This is a genomic window from Leptospira kemamanensis (genome assembly GCF_004769665.1).
Classification (GTDB): Bacteria; Spirochaetota; Leptospiria; order Leptospirales; family Leptospiraceae; genus Leptospira_A; species Leptospira_A kemamanensis.
This window is the reverse complement of sequence record NZ_RQGG01000051.1, coordinates 85,132-105,431: the sequence shown is the minus strand read 5'-3', so window position 1 is coordinate 105,431 and position 20,300 is coordinate 85,132. Positions and strand designations below refer to the sequence as shown.

The 20,300-nt window shown below is 39.9% G+C and carries 15 protein-coding genes; 7 read left to right on the top strand and 8 right to left on the bottom strand.

The annotated features are described in order from the left end of the window. Nucleotides 1-4: 4 nt before the first annotated feature. The 3 genes from EHQ59_RS17530 to EHQ59_RS17520 all read right to left on the bottom strand — a co-directional run bounded on the left by EHQ59_RS17530 (nucleotide 5) and on the right by EHQ59_RS17520 (nucleotide 3,373). Nucleotides 5-694 (bottom strand): tetratricopeptide repeat protein, encoded by a 690-nt coding sequence (locus EHQ59_RS17530; protein WP_135621251.1) that lies wholly within the window; start codon nucleotides 692-694, stop codon nucleotides 5-7. Next, the gene (locus EHQ59_RS17525) at nucleotides 694-2,709 is read right to left on the bottom strand and encodes an ATP-dependent helicase (protein WP_208652459.1); all 2,016 of its coding nucleotides are present in this window, start codon (nucleotides 2,707-2,709) and stop codon (nucleotides 694-696) included. The genes EHQ59_RS17530 and EHQ59_RS17525 overlap by 1 nt, the downstream gene beginning before the upstream one ends. 67 nt (nucleotides 2,710-2,776) lie before the next feature. Continuing rightward, nucleotides 2,777-3,373, bottom strand: a complete 597-nt coding sequence (locus EHQ59_RS17520) for a glutathione S-transferase family protein (protein WP_135621249.1) — start codon at nucleotides 3,371-3,373, stop codon at nucleotides 2,777-2,779. A gap of 130 nt (nucleotides 3,374-3,503) precedes the next feature. Between EHQ59_RS17520 and EHQ59_RS17515 the strand changes: the two genes are divergently transcribed. From EHQ59_RS17515 to EHQ59_RS17495, 5 genes are all read left to right on the top strand, one after another. Further along, a complete protein-coding gene (locus EHQ59_RS17515) occupies nucleotides 3,504-4,046 on the top strand; it encodes an NUDIX hydrolase (RefSeq protein WP_135621248.1) in 543 nt (180 codons plus the stop codon). Nucleotides 4,047-4,279: 233 nt separating this feature from the next. Continuing rightward, a complete protein-coding gene (locus EHQ59_RS17510) occupies nucleotides 4,280-5,026 on the top strand; it encodes a FecR family protein (protein WP_244245609.1) in 747 nt (248 codons plus the stop codon). 7 nt (nucleotides 5,027-5,033) lie between these two features. After that, nucleotides 5,034-6,017 (top strand): LBF_2017 N-terminal domain-containing protein, encoded by a 984-nt coding sequence (locus EHQ59_RS17505; RefSeq protein ID WP_135621246.1) that lies wholly within the window; start codon nucleotides 5,034-5,036, stop codon nucleotides 6,015-6,017. Nucleotides 6,018-6,080: 63 nt separating this feature from the next. After that, nucleotides 6,081-7,322, top strand: a complete 1,242-nt coding sequence (locus EHQ59_RS17500) for an MFS transporter (protein WP_135621245.1) — start codon at nucleotides 6,081-6,083, stop codon at nucleotides 7,320-7,322. 43 nt (nucleotides 7,323-7,365) lie between these two features. After that, nucleotides 7,366-7,551: a hypothetical protein gene (locus EHQ59_RS17495; protein WP_135621244.1), complete on the top strand. Its 186-nt coding sequence runs from the start codon at nucleotides 7,366-7,368 to the stop codon at nucleotides 7,549-7,551. Here EHQ59_RS17495 and EHQ59_RS17490 read toward each other — a convergent pair whose 3' ends face one another. The 4 genes from EHQ59_RS17490 to uvrC are packed head-to-tail and all read right to left on the bottom strand — an operon-like array spanning nucleotide 7,552 to nucleotide 15,370. Next, nucleotides 7,552-9,201: a phospholipase D-like domain-containing protein gene (locus tag EHQ59_RS17490; protein ID WP_135621243.1), complete on the bottom strand. Its 1,650-nt coding sequence runs from the start codon at nucleotides 9,199-9,201 to the stop codon at nucleotides 7,552-7,554. After that, nucleotides 9,198-10,634: an LA_2168 family protein gene (locus EHQ59_RS17485; protein ID WP_135621242.1), complete on the bottom strand. Its 1,437-nt coding sequence runs from the start codon at nucleotides 10,632-10,634 to the stop codon at nucleotides 9,198-9,200. The genes EHQ59_RS17490 and EHQ59_RS17485 overlap by 4 nt, the downstream gene beginning before the upstream one ends. Nucleotides 10,635-10,642: 8 nt before the next feature. Beyond that, nucleotides 10,643-13,486, bottom strand: coding sequence for an LIC11755 family lipoprotein (locus tag EHQ59_RS17480; RefSeq protein ID WP_244245608.1), 2,844 nt, complete (start codon nucleotides 13,484-13,486; stop codon nucleotides 10,643-10,645). A gap of 30 nt (nucleotides 13,487-13,516) precedes the next feature. Next, the gene (gene uvrC, locus EHQ59_RS17475) at nucleotides 13,517-15,370 is read right to left on the bottom strand and encodes an excinuclease ABC subunit UvrC (protein WP_135621241.1); all 1,854 of its coding nucleotides are present in this window, start codon (nucleotides 15,368-15,370) and stop codon (nucleotides 13,517-13,519) included. A gap of 75 nt (nucleotides 15,371-15,445) precedes the next feature. Between uvrC and EHQ59_RS17470 the strand changes: the two genes are divergently transcribed. Beyond that, nucleotides 15,446-17,941 (top strand): methyl-accepting chemotaxis protein, encoded by a 2,496-nt coding sequence (locus EHQ59_RS17470; protein WP_167481430.1) that lies wholly within the window; start codon nucleotides 15,446-15,448, stop codon nucleotides 17,939-17,941. Next, nucleotides 17,934-18,464 (top strand): signal peptidase I, encoded by a 531-nt coding sequence (lepB, locus tag EHQ59_RS17465; RefSeq protein WP_135621239.1) that lies wholly within the window; start codon nucleotides 17,934-17,936, stop codon nucleotides 18,462-18,464. Before EHQ59_RS17470 ends, lepB begins: the two co-directional genes overlap by 8 nt. Before the next feature lie 11 nt (nucleotides 18,465-18,475). Here lepB and EHQ59_RS17460 read toward each other — a convergent pair whose 3' ends face one another. Beyond that, complete coding sequence (locus tag EHQ59_RS17460; protein ID WP_244245607.1) at nucleotides 18,476-20,230, bottom strand: GAF domain-containing sensor histidine kinase; 1,755 nt, start codon at nucleotides 20,228-20,230, stop codon at nucleotides 18,476-18,478. Between the last annotated feature and the right edge of the window lie 70 nt (nucleotides 20,231-20,300).

Below are 20,300 nucleotides of genomic sequence, written 5' to 3'. Positions count from 1 at the left end.
AATCTTAGAGTTTGCCCTCCGGCTGTAACACTTCCAAACATTCCTTTTGGATGGACTTTAAGGTTTCGTTGTTGGGAAATTCCTCTAGTCCTAAGTTAGCAACCTGTAAACCTTTTTGATAAAAACCAGTGTTTTTGTATTCAAAGCCCATTTTGAGGTAGGTCTTTGCAGCCGTCTCAAAATAGAACTCATCCTTTTTCTGATTTCCTTTTGTGTAGGTTTTCGTAAGAGTTGCGAGCGCTGGGTAATACTCTCTCTCAGCAACTAGAGATTGTACAACGAGTTTTTTACGTTCCATAAGGTTCGTATTTTTATCTAATTTTTCCGATTGGTTTAAGAACTGGATCGCTTTGCTGTATTCGTTTTTCCCGATATACGCTTTCCCCATTGCTAAGTTCCACTCAGACAGTTGTACTGGGTTTGCTTTCGCTTGGTTCACACGATTGAGAGTTGTGATCGTTTCTTCATAACGACCTAAATCGAGTAATAATTTTCCCTTTTTGATGATGAGTTTGTCACGGGATTCGTCAGATAGAGTAGCAGATTTGAGATCAGCATCGATTGCTTCGATTTGGGCCAAATGAGACCCTGTATTGATTTTGGAAACTCCTGGACGGATGGTTTCCTTGTTTGATGCGCAATTTTCAAATGCCACTACCAACAATAGGAGGGTGAGTGGGAGAATCGATTTCATTAGCCTACCTTTAGTTTGTCTAATTCCTCTAAGAAATTCTTAGTTTCCGTGTCTCTATCCTTCGTTTCCATCGGGAAAAAAAGAACAGCTTCCTGAGACAGCTCGTTTAAAAACCGAGAGGGGGCACTCTCGATTTGCTCCCCAAATTTGCGTCTTGTACGAGCCGAAGTCAAGTACAATTTTCGTCTTGGGCGAGTCATACCCACGTAGAGAAGGCGTCTTTCTTCATCGACCACTTCCCCTTCTTCTTCTATAACACGTGAGTTGGGTAAAATTCCCTCTTCGAGTCCCACTAAAAATACTAAATCGTATTCGAGCCCTTTGGACTGGTGCATGGTGAGAAGTTGCACCCTGCGATCTTCCTCGTCTTCCTTCGGTTCGTCTTCCATGAGGAGGACTAACCTTTGTAGGAAGTCAAAAATCGTAGCCTTTCCTTCCCTGCCCTCTTCTTCTTCAAAAAAGGACAACATGTTCACAAGTTCACTCAAATTGTAGATCCGTGCTTTGACCACCTTCTCTTCGGTCTCTTCCATGGAAATTTCCCGTTCGAAGCCGATTTGGGTGATCATTTCCCGTAACACTGGCGCCAGCTTCGGAGACATGGCAAACTTCTTTTTGAAGGCATCCACCATTTCCACAAATTGGTAAATTTCTTGTCTGACCTTAGCTTTGATTTCGGGCAAATAGTCGGGACTCTCAATCATTTTATGAAAGATTTCATAGAGGGAAAGTTTGTGGGTAAAGGCTTCTTCCTGGAGTTTTTGCATGGTGCCAGGACCAATCCCCCGTTTTGGGTAGTTGATGATGCGAAGCAGGGAATAATCATCCTTCGGATTTGCCACGTAGCGAAGGTAAGAAATACAATCCCTGATTTCTTTTCTATCAAAGAAATTATACCCACCTACTACTTTATAAGGAATACTTCGGTTCCGCAGTTCTTCTTCAAACGGACGTGATTGGAAGTTTGTACGGAATAGGATGGCAATTTCTTTTCCCTTAAATTCATTTTTGATGAGGAGGGTTTGGATCCGACCAGCGACAAAGATGGCTTCTTCCCTTTCATCAGCAGTTTCATAGTATTCCACTCGTTCGGCGGAAGGAATCCGACTGTATAAGGTTTTTTCTTTACGACCCTTGTTATTTTGGATAAGAGAGTTAGCTGCCTGGATGATGAGAGAAGTAGACCTATAATTTTCAAGAAGTCTCACCACTTTTGCATGAGGGAATTCCCTTTCAAAATTCAGGATGAGTTGGACATTGGATCCGCGAAACGCATAAATACTTTGGTCATCGTCACCCACCACACAGAGGTTATCACTCTTTCCGCGAAAGAGTGATAAAAACTCATATTGGAGTTGGTTTGTATCTTGGAATTCATCCACAAGAAAGTATTCGTGTTTTCTTTGGTAATAGGCAGCGATTTCTGGAAACTCAGCTAACAGTCGTTTGGGAAGCAAAATCAAATCATCAAAGTCGATCGCATTTTTTTCTTTGAGTCCGTCTTCATACAGGGAAAACACTTCTGCGGCAACTAAATCAAACTCACCCGTGAGTCCATTGTCCATGGGGTGGACTTGTGTATTTTTCGCATAAGAGATACGGCGGAGGATTTCTTTTGGGGGAACTTTTTTGGGATCCAGGCGTTTGGATTTTAAAAGGTCGGAAACAAAGGCTTCCTGGTCAGTTCCATTAAAGAGTAAAAACGTTTCATTGTAACCGAGTTTTGTAATATGTTCTTTTAGGATCTTTAGGCCAAGGGAATGGAAGGTGGAAAGAGTGATCCCTTTTAGTTTTTCTCTCGGAACCATCTTTCTGAGACGTTCGGCCATCTCTTTGGCACTTTTATTGGTAAAAGATAGGGCTACAATTTTCCCTGCAGGGATTTTGACCCCTTCTACCATATGGGCGATCCGGTTTGTGATGACACGGGTTTTCCCTGATCCTGCCCCCGCAAAGACAAGAAGGGGGCCTTGGATGGTCGAAACTGCTTCCATTTGTGCCGCATTCAATTTCATAGGGGGTCCAGTAAGGGACATAATCCCGTGAAATCAAATGGGGTCGAGTAAAAAAGGATGAGAATCCTTACTTAGGAGCCGTTTCCATCCAGGATTTGTTTGGCCCATGGAAATTGAGAAAATTCACAAAGAGTTCCTCTTCTAGAATCGGTAACACAGACCGAAATCGCATCCAATCCAAAGTGGAATAAAGAGCAATTTCGGATAAACCCACCTTTCCATCTGAAAAGAAGTGGTTTCCACTTAACTCTCGTTTGATGTATTCTAAAATGGAACTGATCCGAAGAGCATTTTTGGTTAAGTACGGTGCGGCATCGGGTTTGATTCCTTCTTTGTTCAAATAAAAGAGAAGAATGGCATTGTCGAGAGCTTGGTCTATGGCTGTGATTAAATTTGCCTCTCTGTAAAAATGATCACCTTCTTTTGGTCGAAACTTACCGTGGCCTTTGGTAACAAAGATGTAGTCTGTGATGGTATGACTATCCCAGATTTTCACATCGTCTGTTTCCAGGTAAGGAACTTTCCAAAGGGGATTTTTTTCCCTGAGTTCTTTTTGTCCTGATTCAGTCATCGTATCCACAAGTTGGAAAGGAAGTCCAAGTTCTAAGCAAAGGAAACGAATTCGTCTGACATAGGGAGAGGTGATGCTACCATATAATTTCATAAGGAAAGGATTTCAAACAATGCTTCTTCTAGCAAGGAGTAAGATTCACTCCCTTTAAAAAAAGGGTGGCTTTCCATAAGAGAACGATTCACACTGAAAGGCAATCCCAAAAGATAGGAAACTCCCACCTTTGAAAGAAAGAAAAAACTGGAAAGACTTATTCCCTACCCCAATTTACACACTCGCTTCTTTTGATATCCAACTCCCACGTTCGGAAGAAGAAAAAACCTACTATGTCTTAAAATCCAAAAACTGGGTCAACGTTGTACCAGTCACAAAGTCTGGAGAGATTGTACTCATCAAACAATACAGGCACGGGATTGGGGAAGTGAGTTTGGAGATCCCCGGAGGCATCGTGGATGAGGATGGACCAGATGCTGAGTTTGATTCCGTGATCAGAGAACTCAGGGAAGAAACGGGATATGCCACGAGTCCAAGTAAAATTCGTTTGTTATCAAAATTTTCCGGCAACCCTGCGATGTTTACGAATTGGTCGTTTTCTTATGTGGCTCTCGATGTAGAACCAATTCATGATGTGGATTTCGATGAAGGAGAAGACATTGAAATCGTTTTAAAATCACCGAACGAAGTCAAACAGTTGTTACTTGATGGAACCATCCACCACCCTCATATGGCAGCCGCACTAGGAATTTATTTTTTGCAATCAAAGTAGAACCTAACTTCGATTTGGGATTTTTTTGCAAAACGAAGTCATTTGATTTGTGGAAAATACAAAGGGATCGGCTTTACACCATCATTTCTTTAGATGATCCGAAAGGATGAATGGAATTCGTCGTTTAGAAAAATCCCCAAGATTTTACGAAATCGCTGGAAATTTAAACAGAAGTTTGAGAGAGTATGTATATGAGAAAGTCCATCGTACACACTATCCTAGTACTTATCATAATGATCTGTCAATTTCCTCTCTTGGCAGAACCAGATACGGCATTGGAACCCATTACCATCACCGTACAAAAGGGAGAAACTCTTTCTCTCATATCAGAACGCCATTTATCAGATCCGAAACGTTGGCCAGAGTTACTGAAATATAATAAAATTCCAAATCCCGATTTGATCAAACCAGGTCTTTCTCTAGTGGTTCCTGTTTTCCTTCGAAAAGCGGTTGTGGGTGTGACTGAATTTGTCATGGGGCAAGTGGAATGGAACGGAACGAACGGAAAAGGTCCTTGGACTCCTTTGAAACTTGGTCAAGAATTACATCCCAATGATCAAATCCGAACCAACGCAAAAGGAAAAACCGACATTCACGTCAATCAAGTGGGTATGGTTCGCATCTTAAACAATAGCCATTTCGAAGTGAGAGGCGAAGACAAAAAAGGAGGACCAGTAACTGTAGCCCTCTTTAAAGGAAGTCTTGATGCCAAGGTAACAAAAAGTAATCCACCAACGAAAGAACATAAATTCAGTATCGTTAGCCCTTCCTCCACTGCGGGTGTGAGAGGTACAGAATTTCGAGTCGAACTGGATGAAAAACAAAGTTCTACCATTTCCTGCTTTGAGGGAGTTGTGGATGTCAGCGCACAAGGCAAAACAGTCGAACTCACTCAAGGTATGGCGACCTTTGTGGAAAAAGGAAAAAATCCTGTACAACCTTATAAAATTCCAGAAGCACCTCGTATCAAAGAAGAATAAAAGGAATATGAAACAAAAACTAACATTCATTTTCACAATTTTTTTACTCGTTCTTAGCTCATTGGATTCCAAACCAAAACGAGAACTCAGAATTCTCATCGATGCAGAAGCAGATGCAAATTTTGAATTAGAACTTTGGCAAGAAAAACCAAGCGAAACGGAAGCATCCATTGCTCCGAAACCACCAGAAGTGATTCAATTCAAAGGAAACCGAATCACAGTGACTCCGAAAGATGATTTTGAATACTTTCGTGTGCGCAGATTAGGTGAGTACGGTGCAAAAGGTTTTTGGACACAAGTATTTTCAACGAACGTGGATCCAGGATCACCTCTTTCCGTTCCCAAAGAGTTTGTCACAAAAAAAACATTTGAACCAAAACCAGTTCCGAAAAAGGTAACTTCCGTAATCTCTAACGATAGTTTTGTGATCGTAAAAGAAAAAGAAGAAGGAATTCGATATTTAGCAAAAGACTCTATCACCTTGTCTCCATCCGATGATGCTTCTGGAATTTCGGAAGTTCGTTATCGTATCAACGATGGACAATGGAATTCAGCAAAGTCCCTCACATCCATTCCATTTACCGAAGAAGGAGAATACAAACTTTTGTATTTCTCTGTAGATCGTGCGGGAAATAAAGAACCCATTCAAATTTTAGATTTTGTCCGAGATACAAAAGCACCAGAAACAAAAGTAGAATGGGTGGGACCCACAACCAAAGGAAAAGGGAATGTAAACTTTTTATCTCCTGATTCTAAAATCCGATTCGTTGCGAAAGACAATCGCAGTGGACTGAAAGACATTTTGTATTCTACTACATGCCAATCGGGAACCCAGTCGGAATTTAAGCCCTTTAGTGTGGATATATCCATTGTGGATTTAAAAAATGAATGTAAGGGTTCGTTCCAAATTTTTTATTATGCGGTTGACCAAGTGGGAAATGAAGAGGTTGTCAAATCGTTACAGTTTCAATTGGGTAGTGATTCGAATTAATCGAATTTTTTCCAATTTGTGAATTGATCCTTCCTTTCTCGGGAAAACTCTGGCTGATTAGAGATGAAAAAAAATCTTTCTTTGGCCATTTTCCAACACAGAGACTTTCGATTTTTTATCGTAGCCCGTTTTTTTATGGTTCTTGCGATCAATATCCAAGCGACCATCGTCGGTTGGCAAGTGTATGAACTGACGGGAAGTGTCCTCGATTTAGGACTTGTGGGACTTTTTGAAGCCATTCCTTCTATCATTGTGGCACTATATGCAGGCCACCTAGCAGACCTTAGAGACCGTCGCAATATCATTGTGATTTGTTTGTTTTTTTTATTCCTCTGTTCCCTTACTTTGTATGCTTTTACTGGTCCCCTTTCCTTTCTATTAGATACCTACAAAGCCTACCCTATTTTCCTTGTGATATTAGTTTCAGGAATCGCGAGAGGTTTTATTTCACCCGCTATCTTTAGTTTTGTGACCCAACTCGTTCCGAGAGAACATTACCCACACTCTGCCGCTTGGATGGGAACTTCTTTCCAAGCAGGTGCCGTGATTGGACCTGCCCTCGGTGGAATTGTGTATGGAAGTTTGGGAATGCAGTGGGCATACGGGTTGGATACAATTTGTATCGGTCTTCCCTTTTTCTTATTTTTTTGGATTCGAAAACGTAGTTTGCCTGAACGAAAAGAAAAAGAAGCTCTAAAAGATAGTTTATTAAAAGGCCTCAAATTTGTTTTAAAAAATGAAATCATGTTAGGTGCTATGGCACTCGATATGTTTGCCGTTTTATTCGGTGGTGCTGTGGCACTTCTTCCTGTTTTTGCCAAAGATATTTTATTTGTTGGATCGGAAGGTCTAGGGTATTTACGAGCTGCTCCCTCTTTTGGAGCTCTCATCATGGCGTATTACCTCACCTACAAACCACCATTGGAAAAATCAGGCAGAGTGCTTTTGTCGTGTGTGATGGGATTTGGAATTTGTATGTTGGTTTTTGGACTTTCTACCTCCTTTACCTTATCTCTAGTGGCTCTCTTTTTATCTGGGGTTTTTGATAGTGTTTCCGTCGTTGTTCGATCCACCATCATGCAAACCATGACACCCGAAGAAATGCGGGGACGAGTGAGTGCCATCAATAAAGTATTCATTGGTTCTTCGAATGAGATTGGTGCTTTTGAATCAGGGGTATCGGCAAAACTTGTCGGCACAGTTGGTTCAGTTGTGTTCGGCGCAACCATGACAGTTCTCATTGTGATCTTTACGTATCGTATGGCACCGAAACTAAAAGAACTAGAGCTCAAAAACTGGGTTTAAAAATGCTTGGAAATTCTCATTTCCATGACAAACTGGACTGACCATGTCTGATTTGATCCATGATTCCAAACTGCCCGAAGATAAAAAACACACGCTCATCCTTCTCATACAAGCTATGTTAAATGATGTGAACAAACAAATTACTCATTTAGGCATCAATAATTATATGAAGTTACAAGAAGAGATCGCAAAGATTTTGGTTCCCATCATCGAAGACAAAATGGAATGATCAGTCGTAAGAACAATGTAAAACTTTCTTTTGTTTGGTGAACAATCGATTCTTTAGAAAGTTCATCCACTTAGGAAGTTTGTCTTTTTCTTTTGTATGACAAAAACTGACGGTTCGATTGGGTAACTCTGTCCAAATCCAAATCTCTTTTCCCAACCGAAAGTCACCTCTCCCCACTGCAACAGACTGGTTGTCTAAGGAAATGGTTTCTTTTGGATGTTTGCCATCCCAAATCTCTAGGGAACGAATCTCTTCCCCACTGGAAACCGATACTTTGGTTCCATAAAATAAATTCTGAGTTTGCAAAGTCAAATTTGACACTTCCGATTCCATCCAAATGGGATCTGGGAGATTGGAATGAACGATGAATCGATTGTTCCCTTCCCTTTCCTCGGAAATTGTGTTTGGATCAAGTCCACTCGTTAAGGATAAAGACTCACGGTATTGGGAAGAAAGAGCATTTGAATTGGAATCAAGACTTCCACTCTTTGTAAAAAACAAATTGGTTTCAAAGAGGGAATTTCGATAACTTTGAATCCCAAATGATTTAAAATCTGTTTTTGGAATTGGATTGGGATTCTGTAAAAAGGAACTGAGTGGGAGTGCTTCGGAGACAATTCGTTTCCATTCTTCTAAAAATTCTACTGTGATCCGAGGGTGGGAAAACTTCACAAAGATTTCTTTGTTTTGGTCGCGGGCCGAAACAGAATAATTATAAGAACCTACCAACACATCCCTTTCATCTATAATCATTGTTTTGTGATGTAGCAGTCCTCCTCGATAAGAATCCTCTTTATAAACAAAGTCTACGTTCCCATCTTCCCAAATTTGGGAAGGAAAGGATAGTATTTGGCTCAAAGATTCACCCTCTGGATTTGTACTCATTGGTCCATTGTAAACGCTCTCTATTTTTACTCCTCTTTCATGCGCCTTCATTAATTGAAAACTGATCACAGGATCATAATGGGAATAAATCAAATACCGAATGGAATGTTTAGCCGAATCGATCGCTTCTAAAATTTCTGTTTGGATTTCTAAACCGGCTTCTGGTGAGATGAGGTAATCCAATTCACCTAACGTCACTCGGCCTAAGGGAGAATTGCCTTCTAACGTTTGGACAAGGTTTTCCGATTCCGAAGGAGTGATATTTTGGATCCAATAGACATTATTATCTGTTTCTAAACCATGAGAGGTAAAATTTCCAGTTCCTAAAAACATCCTGATTTTGTCGAAGAGTATGAGTTTTGTATGATGGATCCCAGAACCTTGCCAACGTTTGACGGGAAAGCCGAATGACTCTAGTTCTGGATAACTTTCTTCTTTGTCCCCAAAAATTGTGATTTCGATTCCCTTTCGCTTTTGGAGATACAGTTCTGTAATGATTTCCAAATCATCGATCGAATAAAGATACATCCGAATAGAATGTTTGGCCTTTCGGATCTCAGAAAGAATGACCTCTCTCACCAGTCGTTTTTTTGCTGAAGAGACATGCCTACCTGGGTAAGAAAAATGCAAATCACTGATGGGTGGATTGGGAAACAAAAGTGCCGAGAGATCTAATTTTTCTTTAGAAGAATGGCAACTGTAAAAACACCAAAGGAATAAAAATCCCAAGGAGTGACGCCATCGAATGTTTCTTCCTAAATTCATATTTGTAATCTCCCGAACACATAACCAAAATTGGAGTGAATCCCCATTGCTTCTGGTAAAAATAACTGCGAGACACCAATCCCTAATTCCAAACTCTTCTCTTCCTTGTATGAAATTTCGAACATCCCTTCGGCTATGAAAAACCGTTCGAAGTCCCGTTTTTGGAAATTAATTTTGCCATCACTCGGGCCAGTTCGAGTGTATGGTATAAAATAAGTTCCAATGAGTTTAGAAACAATATGATGATAGGTAAAACTGATTTCAAGTTCTGATAGATACCCAAAAGCCCTTCCTTCGATGAGAGCAAAGTTTTTTTCATAACCTAACTCTGTAATGGCGGATGAGGGATATATTCTTAATATTTGTGAAAAATAAGGAGTTTGGCTTGGATGTGTTCCCAGTGAAATATAACCTTCTTTGACCACTTGTTGTTTTTCATTTTTTTCTTCTCTGTCTGAGATCATATGAGAACTCCGAACTTTCCATCCACCAAACCGAAGTTCAGCTCCCATTTGCAAAGCCTCCCCCGCAATGGGAATGGAACCTGGAGACTCTGCCAGTTTTGATCTGGTTCGGTCATTTCCGCGGCACCACAACACATCGAAATCTAAGGAAAATAGATCGGAATACAACTGAGTCCCAAAATTTCCATGGAGTAATGAATCACCATCTGCTCCATATCGTTTTGTGTCGTTAGGATGATCTTTTGTATAAGCTCCCAGGCTTCCTAGTTCCAGATAATGAAACCCGAACCGTATGTTTACAGTTTCGCCATACACAAGTCCCACACTATGCCTGCGATGATGATTCCGGCTTACGTTTGTCACTTTGGGTTCTAAGGGAGATTCGTTTGTTCCCCTTTGATTTTCATTCCCTTCGTTACGAAGAAGAGAACGAAACTGATCTTTAGAAATAAGAAGGGATCCGGAATGAAAGTCCCATAAAAAAATTTGTACAACTAGAGACGGCACGGGTTTCCATTCCAGAAACAGTCCATCGCCTGCATCAAATAGTGTAGAAAAACTTTTAGGTGAAAATCGATGTTCCCTTCTACCGACTCCTAAAAAAAAGTTTTGTGTTTGGATTCCGAAATAATTATTTTTTCCGAGATAATAGCTCCGTAATCCCGTGTCAGGTCCTGATGTGAGTTGCAAATTTAAATCCCAAACGATTTGGTTATTCGAATTTTGATCTTTTAGACCAACAAACATTGATTCACCAGATGTTCGATTGAGATAGGGTTCGGTGCGAAACGAATTTCCCCATTTTTGATAGTGAAAATCCCATCCAGGAACTTCGAGTTGTTTATTCTTTTGGTTTTCTTTTAAGAATAATTCATAACCAAACACACCTACTTCCAAACCGACAGATCGAACGGATGTAAAAGGCAAAAGAAAAATGATCCCCAAGAGAATCCAAATTTTGGAAAACAATGGAAACTTCAATTTTCCTCACGAAAGGTTTCATAATCATCAAGAGATGTTCCCTCTCGATCTTGTTTCAACCAAATGTATTCTCCCGTAACAACCGTTTTACGAAATACAAAAGCGGATTCAGGGTGACCAAACGAAGAGATTAGATAGGTTTTCCCATTTTCTTCCTTTCGGAGTTGGACAGATTCTCCGGAGGAAATCCCATTCCCGATGGTTTGAGTAGAAGATACCGTTAATAGAAGGTCTGATTCCTTATGGAAAATGGGAAGATACCAATCCTTCCCATCTGGATCTACGATCCAAGCACATTGCCCTGGTGCTAAAAGAGATTCATTGGATACAAAACCATTCCCTTGTTTTCCTTTTGGATCTTTGCCAGGAAAACGAGTTTGGTAAGGTACAAGGGGATCCGAAGAAACCTCATCTTCGATTCTGTACATTCGCAAATCTTCTGTAAATTGAGAACGATTACAAAGATACACCCATTCATTTTGGGCTTCATAAGGATTCGGATAAATGGCTTCGATCTGCACGGGACCAATTCGTTCCAAAAATCCAAGAGGTCGTATGAGATTCGGATGGGAAAAGTAAGAATAAATTTGTTCACTCTGATTCTCTGTGACAAAGGAAGTAAGATCCAATTGAAAGAACAGAGGAGAAATCGAATTTCCATTCCCTTCCAAGCGGAAACGTTGGTTTCCCCACTGAACGACTGCTTGCTTGTCTACAGATGCATTCGTATGATAGAGTCCCGAAATTTCTGACTTTCTGATTTCTAAACTTCTTACTTTCTCCGCACCTGGAGTGCGAAAATATCCTGAACAATTGGGTGACGGATGGAGAGAGGCAGAGAAAAAGATGGGGGGATCTTCGGGATGGAGAGAATGGACTCCTTTCTTTGACAATTCCTGTAATAGAGTTTCTTCCCCAAACGAGTGAACCATTTGCTTCCCATCTCTTCCTTGGAAAAAAAGGGAAGGAAAACCACCTGAAAAAAATCGGTCCGGTAAATGAACCACACGGTCGCCATTGCAAACAGAAGGAAGATTCGTAAAACTGACGATGGATTGAGACTTCGGTTTCCAAAGAAAAAATTCTTGGCTGGATTCTGTACGGAACGAAAACACTCCTTCTTCATTTGTATGAAATCCAAAATCGAAAAAGGGAAACTGAAAGGGAGAGAATTCTAAAAGTTCTCCCCCTAATTTTGGTTTGGAGATCGGTTTGTGTGTTCCAGGACTCATCTGAAATCCTAACGAAAGTAAGATGGAATTGGCCCCTTCCCGTGGATGGGGAAACTCTTCTTCGTTTTGATAAATCGAATGGAGATTGGAATTTGTGTTTCGAAGTAAATGGAAATGATCTTCAGGAAACAAAAAGGTTTTTGTTTTTTTGGTTTTCCGTGTTTGGATTAGAAACGAAGGAATTTGAAATACCAGTTGGGGAAGTGAAAATGGTTTTTCTTTTTCTAAATACCCCCAACCAGTCCAAGGTTTTCGCACAAATAAAAACAAGGCATCTTGTTCTAAAATGGTTTCTTTTGTGGAAAACGGAAAGATGGTATCATCGAAAATCCAATTGAGGCCGGAAAGATCACAACGAGTTCCTCTGTTTTGGAATTCAAAAAAACCAGGAAAAGGAAATTGGGAATCCGTTTGGTTTCCTGGATAAAACTCAGTCAAATAGATTTGTTCTGGGGAACAGTGGGGAAGAGATTCTGGAGATGGGATTCTTTCTAGTGCATTTGGAATTCCAGGATTCCCACAAAAGTTTTCTTTTGTTTTCCAAAAATTCCATTGGTCACGGCAGGAAGTAGAACTGGTTTGGGAGGAAAAAAACTCATCCCCTTGGCGAAAGGAAAACTTACTATCTTGATACCGAGTTTCCCCAAACCGAATGACATTACGAGTTCCAAGAGAAGAAAGATACAATTTGGGAATCGGAATCCCTTGTAATTTGCCTTCATCCGACAGGAGTAAAATTCCGTGCGGTAGAATAAGTCGACTTCTTTTGAAAAACTCATCCGATTGGAATTGAGTCACACCCCCCTCATCCTCCCATTCTAAGGTTTCGGCCCTCGGACAAAGAATCTCATCCGTAGGATTTTCCCACTCCAGATAACGCCCATAAGACGATTCGGAATGACGAAAGACTTCAGATCCAACAGGTGAGTTTGGTTGGCATTCCAAAAACCAACGATCGTTTTGGATTTGGATGGACTCTAAAATAGCATGAGTGTCGGGACAGGAAAAAGTGAATACAATGGCAGGGGATTTTTTTTCCGATTCGGACAAATCATTCGTACGAAAGACTACCTCACATTCCTCCGTCGTCTTTTGCAGAAATAAAGGATGAGGCAAAGCAAACACTTGGTAAGAGACAAGTCCCGTAGACCAGATTTGGTGTTTCCACTCCAGGATGGGAGTGGTGTTCTCCCTTTCCTTTTGCCATTTCCCAAACTCAGTAAGACGAATTTGCCAATCGTTTCCAACTTCAAAAAAATGAGGATATTCCGCTTTTCTATTTTCTAAACTGGCAAATCCTTCCTTCCATCGGAAATATGCCTTTTCCTCCATTCGCAAACAAATTTGGAATTTAGCACCTAACTCCAATTGGTAAAGGGAAAAGGGAAGAGAAAACAAACAAAGCACACCATCTTCGTACAACATCCATGAGGTTTCGTTTTTCTTTTCTGGAACTTCGCTTTGTTTTCCATAGGAAAACCGAAACACTGGACTTTCGCCAACACCTCCATTTGGAAAATAAAAGGGAGTTTTTCCTTCGGAATGACAAGAGAGAAAATAAATGTTAGAGAGAAATAGATAGAGATAGAAAAAATGAAATCGAATCACGTATACCCACTCCCTTATGGAAGGAGTGGTTTAGTTTGATTCGTTCGGTTGCATTTTTTTTAAGTTTTGGATTCCCAAATAAATTTTTTCAGCAAGAACGGGGCCTATGCCTTGCACTTGTTCTAACTCGTCTTTTGTTGCTTCTGTGACTTTCTTTTTTGATTGGAAGTACATCAGTATACTTTTTCTGCGACTGGCGCCAATATCAGGAATCTCATCGAGTATCGATTTCAGTGCTTTTTTCTTTCTTTGTAACCTTTGGAACGTGACACCAAACCGATGTGCCTCATCCCGTAAATTCCGAAGAAGACGCATCATAGGAGAATGTTTGTCAAAACTATAAGGGTGTTTCTCCCCGGGAAAATATATCTCTTCTCGTTTTTTTGCAAGGCCAACCATCGGGATATGGCCTAAATCAAGAGCAATCGCAGCCTCTGCTGCCCTTGAAAGTTGAGTGAGTCCTCCATCAATCACAATGAGATCAGGAAGTGGTTCTTCTTCGTTGACTAAATGGCTTAATCTTCTTGCGATCACTTCATGGATCATACCAGGATCATTAATCCCTTCATAACCTCGCATTTTATAATGCCTATAACCCGCCTTATACGGTTTACCTTCTACAAACATCACACCGCTTGCCACAGGAGAACTGCCTTGGAAATGAGAGATATCATAACACTCGATGGTTCTTGGTAAGGTAGGTAAATTTAATTTCTCTTGTAGTTCTTTCATCGCAACCGTTTGGTCACGAAGTTTTGTTGCCAGGATTCTTTCTGTTAAACTCAGGTCGGCATTTTTTTCAGCTAATCGCAGTAAGGATTTTTTAGGGCCCATCTCTGGAAATTTGATTTTGATGGAGGATCCAAATTTTTCCAAGATGGCTTCTAAAAACACATCATAATTCCCTTTGGCAGAAGTTGGTAGATACACCACACTCGGAAGGATGGTGACATTCAAATAATAATCTCGTAAAAAGGAAGTGAAGGCTTCTTCATCATCCGAAAAAGAAAGTCCCGTTAATGGGAAGGATTTTTTCCCATCTAACCTCCCTCCTCTGACTTCCAAAATCACAATTTGACCCTCATCTTCTCGTTTGCTAATCCCAAGAATGTCTTCGTCTCCACCATCCAAACTGACAACGGTTTGTTTTTCACGAATTTGGTTGATCGTTTCAATTCTTTGTTTGAGAAACCCTGCCCTTTCATATTCCATTTTGGTGGAAGCATCGAGCATAGCCGATTTTAAATCAGCAACAAGCCTATCTTTTTTTCCTTCTAAAAATCGGATGATTTCGTCAACTAACTCCGAATAGGTTTCTTTTGTCACATTCCCTTGGCAAGGTCCAAGACAACGTCCCATATGAAAATTCAGACAAGGTCTTTGTGGTCGCGCGAGAGGGAGTTTTAATTTTGTTTTACGTATGGGGAAAATGCGATGGATGAGTTCTAACGTATCTCTTGCAGCTTTTACATCGGTAAAAGGACCAAAATATCTGTCTCCATTGTCTTTGACTTTCCTCGTTAAAAACACCATAGGATAGTCTTCACTCGTAGAAACACATAAAAATGGATACTTTTTATCGTCCTTTAACCTAACATTGAACTTAGGATTGTATTTTTTAATGAGTGTGGCTTCTAAAAGTAAGGCTTCTTTTTCCGTCCTCGTCGCAATCCAATCCAAATCATATAACTCGACATAGAGTGCACGAGTTTTCCGATCTTTTTGATTGGGATTGAGATACGACCTAACTCGTGATTGGAGTTTGAGAGCTTTCCCGACATAGATCACTTGTCCTAGTTGGTTTTTCCAAAGATAACATCCAGGCAAACTACCTAAATTTTTAATTTTTTCTTGGATGGTTTTGAGAACAAGTGAGTCTTTCATAAAGAGTTGGCTTCGGGAATTTTACGTTTACAATTCTTAGACAATCTGTATCCCTAGGGTATGGACATACGGAAAATGATCAAATTTATAATTTTTGGTCTTGAAGGTTTTAACTACTTAATTGGGTTCCCGATTTTACTGTCATATATCTATTTTTTCACCCAATGGACAAAAGAAGAACTTGAAATCATTCTAATTTCCACAAGTATTGTCGTTCTTTTTCTGATTGTTTTTTGTATTTCGTTCTACTATGTCCGCTTTTCCCCGGTCCTTCGCATTTACAATGGAACCGCCACAAATAAGGACAACCACAAGGCGTATTTCTGGCTCGACCATTTGGAAAAGGTCTCGATGTTCGATGTCACCATTCGTTATTCCGTTGGCTATTTGATTGTCATCTCTTGTTTAGTTTTATTATTAAAAACCAAAAATTTTGTCCTCTTAAGTGAACTTGCCATTGGACTTGGAATGACTTTGGCTTTCACCATTTTATACCAATCCATTTTTATTGGTTATGTCGAAACCAAATTCAATATCAAAGGCATTTTATTATCCATTCGTTTGGACAAAAATTCACGAATCAATACAAGAAGGCTTTCTAGAAACTTAGGTTTCCAAACTGTTTTGTCTTTTTTAGCTGCGATTTTATTACTGTTTATCATCAACTACCGAATGAACTTCAAACAAGAGTTAGATTTGGTAAATTCCAGTATGAAACAATCGGTGATGGATTCCGAATCTCTTATGAGACTTACCCTCGTTGACTTTCGAGATCGATTGACAATTTCTATTTTTACAGAAAACAAACTCAAAGACCAAATTGTAAAAAAGAATCTGTCTGGGATCCGTTCTGTCCTGAATGAAATCCAACTGAGAAGTACAAACCATGCAGTGGAAGCTTTGTTTTATTACAAACCAGAAGAGGGAATTTTTATCTCCACAAACGAATACGACAAATCCAAAACTGGTGGGATATTTTATATTGAAGATGGAGATTTGGCAAGACAAGGACCTTTGCGTCATATAAGCATTCGTTCCCGTATCTCAGGTGATATTGTTTCTCCTTACACTCTCCCTGTGTATGAAAATAACCAATTCCAAGGGTATGTGGGAGGATTTCTCAACATTGGAAAACTTTCCAGTTTCATTTTAGGAAATCTAAGAATTGGAAGCTCCGGCAAAGTTGGATTTTTTGATGGAGATGGAACGATTGTTTATTTTTCCGACAAAAAGGAAATTGGAGATAACGCCAAAGCAAAGTTAGTTTTTGATACACCCTTCCAAACAACAGAAGCATTAGGATTTTTAGATACAGCAGAAGATGGAACGCAAAAAAGAATCTTTTTTGTGAAAAACCCCGAGTTCAATTACATCATTTTTAGCATTTTCGAAAATGCAGAACTCTATGAAAAAACGTTATTAAGTCTTTTACTCACTCTTGGAATTTCTATTTTCATTGTGTTTATGATTGGTATTGTCACTGTACTTGTGATCGAATCCAAACTCAAACCTTTGGAACGAATCAAAGTGCGGATTAGCGAAATGGTGAAAGGGAATCTCAAATCTGATTTTTATGATCCAAGCCGAGACGAAATTGGAAGTATGGCAAATGCAATGTTTGATTTTCAAACCAAACTCCGCCAAATTGTCAACCAAACACAATCAGTTTCAAACGAACTCACCAATACCAGTTCTGATATTTACGAATCCATGTTAACTTTATCAGATGCAGCTCAAAACCAAGCAGCAAGTAGCGAAGAAATTTCCGCTTCGATAGAAGAAATCACAGCAGGGATTGAAAGTGTAGCACAAAGAACAGAAACCCAATCCTTCACTCTCGCCTCTCTGATGAAAAAAATGACGGAACTCAACCAAGCTGTTTCCGAAATTGATAAAAAATTTCAAATCGCTGACAAACGAGTCGAAGAGATCACGAGTGATGCCAAAAAAGGAGAATCTTCTTTAGGAGAGATGAAACTCTCTATGGACAAAATTTACCAATCTTCTTCCGAGATGACGAATGTCGTCGAAATCATCCACAATATTTCCGAACAGATCAATTTACTTGCGTTAAACGCAGCGATTGAGGCAGCAAGGGCTGGTGCCAGTGGACGTGGTTTTGCTGTTGTTGCCGATGAAATCTCAAAACTGGCTGACAAAACAGCAAAATCCATCGATGATATCGAAGAACTGATCCAACAAAATGAGGGGGAAATTAGCCAAGGCCAAACCAAAATTGACCAGTCCATCTCCATTTTAAGCGAAACCATCACGGGTGTGAATTCCATCAACCAAATGACGAAAGAGATTCGTTTAGTAGTTCAAAAACAAATTGAAACCAACGAGGAAGTGAACGAAGGTGTCACTCAAATCCGCGAACTTTCCGAAATGATACGGGAAGCCACCGAAGAACAAAAAACAGCGATGATGGAAATTTCACGTTCCATTGCAGAGATCAATCATCATGCACAAACCACTGCAATTTCCAGCGATGGAACCAAGTCCAATTCACAAAACATGAACCAACTCACAGAAAGTTTACGTAAAGAGATCAATTATTTCCATGTCTAAAACAAAAAGTAAAGTTCCACTCAAAACAAAACTGATTTCTATTTTTTTACCAATGGGCATTGGCCTTGGCCTATCCCTTTATGTGAAATACAAAGTGTTATTACCCGTATCCATTACCAATGTCTATATGGAACCTACTTTAAAACAAGGGGAGACCAAATACTTTAGCAAATGGTTTCGGAAAGACAATTTGGGAATTGGTGATGTTGTGATCTGTCACTCACCAAGTGATCCCAATTCTTATTTCATTGCACGAATCATTGGCAAACCAGGAGATTCGATCTCCATTCAAAAACGATTTGTTTTTCGCAATGGAACGATCCTTGATCCGACTCTATTTCCAGAACCGGCCACACAAAATATCCCCCTCATCCCGCAAGGGAAAACGGAACATGATGATATGAATCCAATCACGGTTCCTGAAAAAACATTTTTTTTACTAGCGGACAATCGCGAGATGGGAGTGGATTCGAGAATCCTTGGACCCATCCAAGAATCTCAAATATTTGCTGTCTTATGGTAAGCTAACGTAGATTAACCGGGAATCTTCACAGGTAATACAATTGTAAATATGGTTTTACCTGGTTTGGATTCAAATCGAATCGAACCCGAATGTCGTTCCACAATTTTACGTGAGATATCAAGACCGAGTCCACTTCCTTCTCCCAAGGGTTTTGTAGTATAAAATGGCTCAAAGATTCTACTTTGAATTTCCAAAGGAATTCCTGGTCCTGTGTCTTCCACAGAAACCAAAACATGATCCCCTTCTAATTTCGTTTGGATGCTTAGTTTTCCTTGGAAGGACATGGCCTGGAGAGCATTATAAATCAAATTGGTCCAAAGGTGTAATAACTCTTCGGGATACCCTTCAATAAAAGGGACTTCACCAAAATCTTTTACGAGTAACACATTCTTTTTAAATTGGTTTTGGTATAAAGTTAAAACCGTTTCAATATTTTCTTTTAGATTGACTTGGATTGGATTTTTGGAAATTTCAAATCGCACAAAGTTTTTTAAGGCGAATGTCATTTTACTCGCCCGTTCCACAGCAAGTAACATGATATGAAGGGATTGGTAAACTGTGATTTCTTCCACAAGCAAAGTAAGGAGTTTTTCCAATCGATCGGTAACAAATACATCGGGAAAGGAATCTAAAACATCCAAATCAAAACCAGTATCAATCAAATGAAAGGAAAATGACTCAGAGATTTTTTGTGAAACAAGCCAGGATTCTAAACGTTTCCTTCTCTGCATCCGTTCCCTTCCCGAAATGATTTCGATACGAGATTTTAACACTTGGATGAGTTCTAAAAATCGAGTTTGTTTTTTTGGATCTGGGAGGTATTCGTTTAACTCTTTTTGGAAAATGGAAAGTTCGGATTCAAATAAAAACTCTTTTAGATTTTCGGCAGAAGACTGGATGGCAGCGATGGGATTATTGATTTCGTGAGCAATTCCTGCCACCAGTTGTCCAAGGCTTGCCATTTTTTCAGAAAGCACCAATTGGTCTTGAGCTTTCTTTAAGGTAGAGATCGTCATCTCCAATTCTTCATTGGATTTTTTTAGTTTGTGAGTTCTCTCTTCCACCAAACGTTCTAAAGATTCATTCAGTTCTTTGAGTTCATTCTCACGTTTGGTGAGCTCATCATTGATTTTATTTTTTCTTTGGTTACTGATGGTAAGAGAGATTTGATCCCCTAATTGGCTGCAAAAGATAATCTCATCTTCTTGCCACTCATGTTGTTTCCCTACATGTTCAAAACACAAAGTTCCAATCAGTTCTTCTCCCATGCGAATCACACCATCTAACATGGCGGTGATGCCGTTTGGAGTGAGGTACGATTCAATAAATCCCTTGGTCCTTGGGTCAGTATAGGGATCGTTTGCATCCACAAATTTTTCACTTACGAGATAATGAAACTCTTCCCGGAATTCATTTTCTTTCAGAATGGCGCCTGAGTCATGTGTTCCTTTACTCCTCAAGTAAAGATCCACATTCACCAGTTCATTTTTAGAATCATTGAAAAGCCATACTCCTACCCGTTCGATTTCTAAACCTTCGGAAACAGACTTGGTGATGAGTTTTGCTAATGTCTGTATGTCCCCTGACCGAGCACTCGGATGGGAAGAAACTTGTGCCAAGATATTTTGTTGGATTCTGGCACGAGTGAGCTCTAATTTATAGGAATCCATGGGAAGTTTAGACATCTGAAAGCTGCTAAAGAATACAACAGGAAAACCAGTTGTCATGCCTAAAATCTGGATTTTCTCTGCGACAAGTGGCTCCATCTCCTTTTAAAATGAGTGACATAGACCCCGAACTCGAAATTCTGTTATTAAAAAATCGTTTTATCTCTAG

Bases quoted from the DNA above. Each gene is read 5' to 3' on its own strand.
- EHQ59_RS17520 (WP_135621249.1), bottom strand. From the start codon at position 3,373: ATGAAATTATATGGTAGCATCACCTCTCCCTATGTCAGACGAATTCGT.
- EHQ59_RS17500 (WP_135621245.1), top strand. From the start codon at position 6,081: ATGAAAAAAAATCTTTCTTTGGCCATTTTCCAACACAGAGACTTTCGA.
- EHQ59_RS17495 (WP_135621244.1), top strand. From the start codon at position 7,366: ATGTCTGATTTGATCCATGATTCCAAACTGCCCGAAGATAAAAAACAC.
- EHQ59_RS17470 (WP_167481430.1), top strand. From the start codon at position 15,446: ATGATCAAATTTATAATTTTTGGTCTTGAAGGTTTTAACTACTTAATT.
- EHQ59_RS17510 (WP_244245609.1), top strand. From the start codon at position 4,280: ATGATCTGTCAATTTCCTCTCTTGGCAGAACCAGATACGGCATTGGAA.
- EHQ59_RS17460 (WP_244245607.1), bottom strand. From the start codon at position 20,230: ATGGAGCCACTTGTCGCAGAGAAAATCCAGATTTTAGGCATGACAACT.
- EHQ59_RS17525 (WP_208652459.1), bottom strand. From the start codon at position 2,709: ATGAAATTGAATGCGGCACAAATGGAAGCAGTTTCGACCATCCAAGGC.
- EHQ59_RS17490 (WP_135621243.1), bottom strand. From the start codon at position 9,201: ATGAATTTAGGAAGAAACATTCGATGGCGTCACTCCTTGGGATTTTTA.
- EHQ59_RS17505 (WP_135621246.1), top strand. From the start codon at position 5,034: ATGAAACAAAAACTAACATTCATTTTCACAATTTTTTTACTCGTTCTT.
- lepB (WP_135621239.1), top strand. From the start codon at position 17,934: ATGTCTAAAACAAAAAGTAAAGTTCCACTCAAAACAAAACTGATTTCT.
- uvrC (WP_135621241.1), bottom strand. From the start codon at position 15,370: ATGAAAGACTCACTTGTTCTCAAAACCATCCAAGAAAAAATTAAAAAT.
- EHQ59_RS17530 (WP_135621251.1), bottom strand. From the start codon at position 694: ATGAAATCGATTCTCCCACTCACCCTCCTATTGTTGGTAGTGGCATTT.